At 40.2% G+C, this 6,138-nt stretch carries 5 protein-coding genes; 3 read left to right on the forward strand and 2 right to left on the reverse strand.

All coding sequences use genetic code 11. From position 1 onward, the window contains the following. Nucleotides 1-63: 63 nt before the first annotated feature. A complete protein-coding gene (yfcC, locus tag Q0A12_RS12455) occupies nt 64-1,809 on the forward strand; it encodes a putative basic amino acid antiporter YfcC (RefSeq protein WP_291292970.1) in 1,746 nt (581 codons plus the stop codon). A 16-nt stretch (nt 1,810-1,825) separates the two neighbouring features. Next, nucleotides 1,826-3,010, forward strand: coding sequence for a beta-aspartyl-peptidase (iadA, locus tag Q0A12_RS12460; RefSeq protein WP_291292971.1), 1,185 nt, complete (start codon nt 1,826-1,828; stop codon nt 3,008-3,010). Between the two features lie 69 nt (nt 3,011-3,079). On the opposite strand, the gene Q0A12_RS12465 is transcribed toward iadA, so the two are convergent. Then, the gene (locus Q0A12_RS12465; protein WP_291292972.1) at nt 3,080-3,898 is read right to left on the reverse strand and encodes an aldo/keto reductase; all 819 of its coding nucleotides are present in this window, start codon (nt 3,896-3,898) and stop codon (nt 3,080-3,082) included. Between the two features lie 184 nt (nt 3,899-4,082). On the opposite strand from Q0A12_RS12465, the gene Q0A12_RS12470 reads away from it, so the two are divergent. Then, nucleotides 4,083-4,733 (forward strand): hypothetical protein, encoded by a 651-nt coding sequence (locus tag Q0A12_RS12470; RefSeq protein ID WP_291292973.1) that lies wholly within the window; start codon nt 4,083-4,085, stop codon nt 4,731-4,733. A 211-nt stretch (nt 4,734-4,944) separates the two neighbouring features. Here the strand turns inward: Q0A12_RS12470 and Q0A12_RS12475 are convergent. After that, the coding region (locus Q0A12_RS12475; protein WP_291292974.1) for an AraC family transcriptional regulator at nt 4,945-6,138 on the reverse strand (1,194 nt) is incomplete at its 5' end.

Genomic DNA, 6,138 nt, shown 5'->3' on the forward strand with positions numbered 1-6,138 from the left:
AATGAGTAAAGGACAAATTTCCGCTATACTATAAAAGATGAAAAATGATAATTTATGCAGTGAATGTATAAAGTGAAAGGGAGAAAATTGGTGAAAAAGAAAAAAGATTTAACAAAAATGAAAACGCCACACACATATGTGATCATTTTTGGCGTAGTATTAGTGGCCTGGGTATTGACGTTTTTGATTCCTGCGGGAAAATTTAGTACGGAACAAATCGAATACACAGATGCAAATGGTGAGATAAGCACACGAACTGTTTTGAAACAAGATTCTTTCCGTTATGCCTATCCACTAAATACTGATTTTGTCTTCGAGCAATTAGAAAATCTGGAAGAAAATCCGACTGAGCTTGAAGAACTAGGTGTTGATCCAGGGGCATTGCAAAGTGTCTTAGATCAAGGGGAGTCGAAACTTGATCAAGAAAAGCTCGATGAACTTTCTCTGACAGATGATGTTCTATATGATCTATATGGTGAAAAAATCTACGATACGTCAGAAAAGCTGCACAAGACAGCGAAGGTTTGGGGAACAGATGACTTTGGTGGGTTCGGTTTCTTAAACTTTGTGTTTGAAGGCTTGGTTTCAGGCGATAAATATGGTTCTGCTGTCGGGATCGCTGCGTTGATCTTGGTCGTCGGAGGCGCATTTGGGATCATCATGAAAACCGGTGCAATCGATGCAGGGATCTTTGCTTTTATTAGTAAGACCCGAGGATTAGAGCGTTTGGCTTTACCGCTTTTATTTTTTGCTTTTTCTTTTGGCGGTGCAACTTTTGGTATGGCGGAAGAAGTTATTCCATTTTCAATGGTGATGGTACCTTTTGTGATCGCTTTGGGATATGATTCGATCGTCGCGGTAACCGTCACCTATGTGGCCTCGCAGATCGGGAATGCGACCTCCTGGATGAGTCCGTTTAGTGTGGCGGTTGCGCAAGGAATTGCGGGGATTCCGGTACTTTCCGGAGCAACTTTCCGAATCATCATGTGGGTGGTCATCACCGGATTATCAGCAGCTTATTTGATGGTTTATGCAGAACGCATTCGTAAGAATCCTGAGAAATCATTGACTTACAAATCAGATGCCTATTTCCGGGATCATATCCAAAAAACTTCGAACGAAAATAAACCATTCCTTCTAGGACATAAATTGATTTTGCTAGAAATGTTGGCAGTATTGATTTGGATCGTCTGGGGGGTTACTCAAAAAGGGTACTATATCCCAGAAATCGCTTCGCAATTCTTTGTGATGGGGTTAGGTGCAGGATTGATTGCGGTAATCTTTAAATTGGAAAACATGGGCTTGAACGATGTCGCAAGTTCGTTCCAAGCAGGAGCTGCTGACTTGGCAGGGACGGCAATCGTGGTTGGGATGGCGAAAGGTATCTTGCTAGTTCTAGGTGGTTCCGATGCCAATATGCCTTCTGCATTGAATACGATCCTACACAGTATCGGCGGCTTATTAAACGGCGTACCAGCCTTTATTGGGGCTTGGATCATGTATATTTTCCAAAGCTTGTTTAATTTAGTTGTGACTTCAAACTCAGGACAAGCAGCGTTGACGATGCCGATCATGGCGCCATTAGCTGACCTTGTTGGGGTTTCAAGACAGATTGCTGTTCTTGCGTACCAATTAGGTTCCGGATTTATGGATGCCTTCACTCCAGTATCTGCTAGCTTAATCGGCGTTCTTGGTGTCGCGCGAATCGAATGGGCGAAATGGGCGAAGTTCCAAATCAAGATGCAAGGATTCCTATTTGTATTAGGAACGATCTTCATCTTTATCGCTGTAGCTATCGGTCTACAATAAGAGAGGAGAGGCAAAGATGAAACTTATTCGTCAAGCGGAAGTTTATGCACCAGAATATTTAGGAAAAAAAGATATTTTAGTAATCAATGACAAAATCGTCGCCATCGAAGATCAGATAAGTGGTGGTTTTGATCAATTAGCTATAGAAGAAATCGATGGCTCTTCATTGATTGCGACACCGGGATTCATCGACTGTCATTTTCATATCTTAGGCGGTGGCGGTGAAGGGGGCTATCAGAACCGTACCCCTGAAGTAACCCTTAGCCAACTGACAACTGCTGGAGTCACAACGGTTGTCGGCTGTTTAGGAACCGATGGTGTGGGGCGTGACATGGTGGCGTTGATCAGTAAAGCCAAAGGATTAGAGGCGGAAGGTATTTCGACTTACGTCTATGACGGTTCCTATCGGTTGCCTCTTGATCCAGTGACAGATTCATTGATCAAAGACTTTTTGACGATTGATAAAGTCATTGGCATTGGCGAAATCGCGGTCTCGGATCACCGTTCGTCACAACCTAGTTTTGAAGAATTTACTCGCGCCGTAGCAGACGCCCGAGTAGGAGGCATGCTTTCTGGAAAAGCAGGGATCATCAATGTCCACTTAGGCGGTGGCAAACGTCAATACGACCTTTTGTTACGTACGATAGAAGAAACTGAGATTCCTATCAGTCAATTTTTGCCAACTCATGCCAATCGGACAAGCGAGTTGTTTGAAGCAAGTATCGCTTTTGCAAAAATGGGGGGCACCATCGATTTTACTGCCAGTGAAGATCCTGACTTTTGGGAAAGAGAAGATGATGAAGTTCGCTTTAGTAAAGGGCTCAAACGCCTGTTGGCTGAAGGTGTGGGCTTAGATCAATTTACCATGACCTCAGATGGTCAAGGAAGCTTGCCTTACTTTGATGAAAACAATCAATTCATTGGACTTGGGGTCGGCAGTTCTCGAGCATTGATGGTGGGAATCAAAGAAGCTGTCCAAGTAGAAGACATTCCTTTGGAGATCGCACTGCGAGCAATTACCTCTAATCCAGCAAAAATTTTGAAGTTGACGCAAAAGGGCCGCATCGCTCCTGGAATGGATGCCGACCTTTGTCTATTGAATAAGGATACGCTAGACGTTGAAACGGTACTTGCTAAAGGAAAAGTGATGGTCGATAAAAAAGACGTGAAAGTCTGGGGAACCTTTGAACAATTAGTCTAAAACAACCGTAAAAATGCTCACCTGCAAGTTGATAATTTTGCAGGTGAGCGTTTTTTGCGTTAGGGGTGTTTAGAGTTGATCCAAAAAGGCCATATCTTCATCGGAAATGGTAAAATCAACTTTTGCATTATCCAAAATATATTCTTCATGAACAGATTTTGGCAATGGTAAAATGTCTTTTTGCAATAGATAGCGGATGGATAACTGTGGGATCGAACGTTGATAGTTCTCGGCAATTTTCTTGATGTCGGCATTATCCAGCAAACGACCAGTCGCAATCGGTGAATAACCTTCCACTAAAACGTCGTTGTCTTTACAGAATTGCAACAACTCCTCATTTGTTTTGCCAATATGATAAATGATTTGATTGACCATTGGTTTGATATCACAATGATCAAAAATATTCTGCAGGTCATCTTGGTCAAAATTAGATACGCCAATCGATTTGATCAAACCGCTTTGATAAGCTTCTTCTAGTGCTTTCCAAACATCGATATTTTCTTCAAAATAATTTTTTTGTTCCGGATTATCCCGCATGATTTTCCAAGGTCGGGGAGCATGAATCAAAACAAGGTCGATATACTCAATGTCAAGCTCTGCCAATGACCGTTTGATGCTGTCGACTGCTTCTTGATATGATTTCAGTTCAGCAGGAATTTTCGTCGTTACGAATACCTCCTCCCGAGGAACACCAGAATCGCGAAGAGCTTTGCCCACAGCCGCTTCGTTTTTATAGGCAGCAGCAGTATCCACATGACGATAGCCGTTTTCAAGAGCAAACTTTGTCGCATGATAAGCATCTTCCGGAGAAGACTGCCAAGTACCTAACCCAATTTTCGGTATCTGAATTTGATTCTGTAAAACGAATGTTTCATTTAATGAGCTCATAATTTCCCAACTTTCTTATTTATTTAAAGCGTTTTCCTATCTATTACTTTACCCCAAGTAGCCTATAGGAAGTCAAGGGAAAAGATTCTACTAAATGAAAAAAGATCGCTTTTGAGATAAATTGACATTTTTAAGAGATATTGCTAAATTGAACAAAACGATCCTTTCAGAAAGTGGGATGATGATGAATTTTGTAAAAGATGATTTTGCCTATTATCGGCGATCTTTTGAACAAATGTATCGCAGTTATTTCCAACGAAGAATGATTGTTGTTGGAATCGCTCTTTTGATTATTTGTGCGTATCTCGCGCTGATCCAAGAGGGATTTCTACTAAATTTGTTTTTGATTGCTGTTTTGCTCATGTTGTTAGTTTGGCTTTATCTACGTCAGCAAGAAGTCGACCAAATAATTGCTGAATTTGAACAAGAAAATTGCGAACCAATCATTTATCAAATCGTAGAATTTGAAGATCATTATGCTGCCAAAAATAAAAGCGGGCGGCAAGTGCGAATCAAGAAAAACGGCAATCGGAATTTTCCGTCTGCTAATAAAAAATACACGTTGATGGCAGGATTCAAAAAAGCATTTTTCCCCAAACAACCTCTTTTTATCTTTTACTATGATATGCTGGAGAACACTTATGACGAAGCCTATCGCATTAGAAGAAATGGGCAAACAGCTTTTAGTAAGTGGTCCCGTTACTTTAGCTTTCGCTCGTTTCGTGTCTCCATTGGAAATGGCTTTCGCTTTGTTTTAGGCAATCTGTTTTTCTTGTTTCTGATCTATCGATTGATTCGTTATCTGATTTCGCTCTTGCGGATGTTTATTCAATAATAGGATACGAATAGCCTGATGAGCTGATTTTTTCACTACAATATCTAAAGTAATACCTAGTTAAATGAGCTGTTGTTAGCAAACAACTACTGTGATCAGTAGTTATCCCAAAAAGTGAGCTTTTTATGGAGTGGAGAAGTCCACTCCTTATTGTATGGAGGGGCAGAAAAAAATCGGATAAAAACCAAGAGAGAGTTGACAAGTTGATTCTTCAACTATCCGTTGAGCAAAAAACACTTGAAAAATAATTTTTTCGATATTCTTTAGGAGAAATAGTCTCAAATTGCTTGAATACTTGGATAAAATGGCTTTGATTCGAAAAATGAAGCAGAGCAGCTATTTCTTTATAGCTGTAATCAGTAAACAGTAATAAATGCTTTGTTTCTGCTATCTTTTGCTGATTGATGTAGCTATGGATCGTTTGTCCCACATGCTTTTTGAATTCTGTGTTCAAGTGGGTGGGATGTTTTCCAGTAAATTCAGCTAAATCGTTTAACGTAATTTTATCGTAAATATGCGTATCGATGTAATTGATGAGGCTTCTGATCAAAAAACTTTTCTGAGTAGGAAATGCATGGATCAACCTCATGAAATGATAAGTGCTTTCCTGAATATGGCTCAAACATTCCTGAACGTCATAAATATGTTGTAGTTTTTGGAGTAGTGTGTCGGATAAACCATAGGCTTGACTTACCGGAACGCCTTCATTGATACTGACCCGAGTTAGAATGGTAATCAATCCTGAATACTTGTATTTCAAACTTTCTAGCTTGTTATTTGATAGTTCCACGCTGTATGTGCTGCTCATTTTATGGAATAGCCAAAGAATTTTTTCAGGTTGATTTCGGCGTACAGCCTCTACGTAACGTTTCTCAAATTCAAATGAGTCTAAATACGGGTCCTCTAACCGTCGTTGATAAAGATTTTCTTCTAATAGGGTGGACGTATTGGAATGTGCTTGTTTCTGGACGATCCAACGAAACTTGTTGGCATCAGGGATGGCTCCTTTTAGGATCGTGTAAAACAATTCAACGAAAGCAACAAAAGATTCTCGACTTTCTTTCGAGTAATGCACCCCAGCAATGTAATCGTATCCCTGAAAAGGAAATGCTCTTTTGTTAGTACCTAATATCCCGCAAGGTCCAATCAGCACATTGCCAATTGAAGAATCTGGTAGATCACAAGTAAAGCTGCTGAAAAAAATGTCACCTTCTTCAAAAAAAGTCACCACATCCAATTCATTCGATTGGCTGGAAAGGAAAAAATGTTCCGCCACTTGTTTATCAGTTATGAAGGAATCACGAGGAATCACCACTTGCTGTTTTTCATCGAAGATAAATAAAGGAATCAAATATTTATCGTAGAGTTTTTTCACAATTGATTCTAGTGCTGCTCGATTCATCAA

The organism is Enterococcus sp. (genome assembly GCF_022711995.1).
Classification (GTDB): Bacteria; Bacillota; Bacilli; order Lactobacillales; family Enterococcaceae; genus Enterococcus_D.

Coding starts and splice junctions, on each gene's coding strand:
- yfcC (WP_291292970.1), top strand. CDS start 64: ATGTATAAAGTGAAAGGGAGAAAATTGGTGAAAAAGAAAAAAGATTTA.
- iadA (WP_291292971.1), top strand. CDS start 1,826: ATGAAACTTATTCGTCAAGCGGAAGTTTATGCACCAGAATATTTAGGA.
- Q0A12_RS12465 (WP_291292972.1), bottom strand. CDS start 3,898: ATGAGCTCATTAAATGAAACATTCGTTTTACAGAATCAAATTCAGATA.
- Q0A12_RS12470 (WP_291292973.1), top strand. CDS start 4,083: ATGAATTTTGTAAAAGATGATTTTGCCTATTATCGGCGATCTTTTGAA.